A 1673-nucleotide genomic window follows, 5' to 3' on the forward strand; every position below is an offset into this window, starting at 1 on the left:
GGCCGCCCCGTCCCGCGCCGCGCGCCCGGCCCCGCCCGAGCAGCCGCGCACCTTTCGGCTCGGCGCCGTTCCCGGGGCGATGCCGGGGCGATGGATCGACACGTGGAAGCGCCGCATGCCGCACGTGGCGCTCGAGCTCGTCGAGGTCCCCGTCGCCGCACAACGCGATGCCGTCCTGAGCGGACGGGTGGACATCGCCCTGGTCCGCGAGCCGCTCGAGCGCACCGGTCTGCACGCCATCCCGCTGTACGAGGAGCTGCCCGTCGTGGTCGCCTCCGCAGACTCGCACCTGCTCGCGGCGGACGAGCTCACGGCGGACGACCTGCGCGGCGAGGTGCTGCTCACCACCCGCGAGGACGTGCTCGGCCCTCTGGACCTGCCCACGGCCGATGCGGCATCCGGTCCGCTGGACACCGTGGCGGACGCCGTCGCGACGGTCGCCGCGGGCGTCGGCATCGCCGTCATGCCGATGTCCCTGGCCCGGCTCCATCACCGCAAGGACGTCGACCACCGCGTCCTCGTCGACGGCCCCGTCGCCCCGGTGCTCCTGGCGTGGAGGCAGGATGCGACGACGCCGGACGTCGAGACCTTCGTCGGCATCGTCCGCGGCCGCACGGAGAACTCCTCCCGCTGAGTCCCCCTGGGGCGCACGGATTCAGCGGGACGGCGTCGCTCGCCTAGAATCTCGGGGTGGCCTCGCTCCTCTATGTGGGCGTCCGCCCCGAGCTGGACGCGGCGACGGCGGAGCGCGCATCCTTCCGCGTCGCTCTCGGCGTCCGTCCCGACGAGCTGGACCGCATCGACCTCGTGACCACCCCGCTCCCCGACGACGCCGGCGAGCGGTACGCCGGATTCGTGATCGGCGGCTCCCCGTTCAACGCGACCGACGCCGCCAAGTCCGACACTCAGCGCCGGCTGGAGGCGGACCTGGAGCGGATCGCGCAGCGCGCGATCGACGGCGGTCCGCCTGCCTTCTTCACGTGCTTCGGTATCGGCGTCGTGACGCGCCTGCTCGGGGGGACGGTCACGACCGACCACCCGGAGGAGGCCAGCGCCGCGGAGGTGCGAACGACGCCCGCGGCCGCCGCCGATCCGCTGTTCGGACCGTCCGCCCCGGCGTTCACCGCCTTCACCGCCCACAAGGAGGGCTCGCGCGAGGCTCCGCCCGGCGCCGTCCTGCTCGCCGCGAACGACGCCTGCCCCGTCCAGGCGTACCGCGTGGGCGACCGCCTCTGGGCGACGCAGTTCCATCCGGAGCCGTCGCCGCGGGACTTCGCGGACCGGATGACGTTCTACCGGACGACCGGCTACTTCGATCCGGCAGCCTTCGACACCGTCCAGGAGGCGGTGCTCCGTTCCGCGGTGACCGAGCCCGCCCGGATCCTCGGCCGGTTCGCCGATATCGCGCTCGGTCGCTGAGCGCCGCCGGTCCGGAGGCCGACATCGGGGCACCCGGTCCCGGCGCTACCCGCCCAGGAGCAGGGCGATCCGCTCGTCCAGGTAGGCGGCCAGCGGCATGTATCCGCCCGCGGCGGACCATCGCACCGAGGGCACGCCGTCCCGCATCGCCAGGGGGCCGGAGGATCCGCCCGCCTCCACCGCGGAGACGTCGATCGCCGTCCAGCCCACGTGCACGACCTCACCGGGCGCGAACCCGCCGCGCACCGCCTGGG

The 1673-nt window shown here is 74.5% G+C and carries 2 protein-coding genes and 1 pseudogene; 2 read left to right on the forward strand and 1 reads right to left on the reverse strand.

Annotated elements, in window-relative coordinates:
* The coding region (locus MR1_RS19065; RefSeq protein ID WP_255218205.1) for a LysR substrate-binding domain-containing protein at window positions 1–634 on the forward strand (634 nt) is incomplete at its 5' end.
* A 56-nt stretch (window positions 635–690) separates the two neighbouring features.
* Window positions 691–1419 (forward strand): glutamine amidotransferase-related protein, encoded by a 729-nt coding sequence (locus MR1_RS19070; protein WP_067250869.1) that lies wholly within the window; start codon window positions 691–693, stop codon window positions 1417–1419.
* A gap of 45 nt (window positions 1420–1464) precedes the next feature.
* On the opposite strand, the pseudogene MR1_RS20345 reads toward MR1_RS19070, so the two are convergent.
* Window positions 1465–1673: pseudogene (locus MR1_RS20345) on the reverse strand (glutaminase); the annotation flags it as partial.

It is taken from the genome of Microbacterium resistens NBRC 103078 (assembly GCF_001552355.1).
GTDB lineage: Bacteria > Actinomycetota > Actinomycetes > Actinomycetales > Microbacteriaceae > Microbacterium > Microbacterium resistens.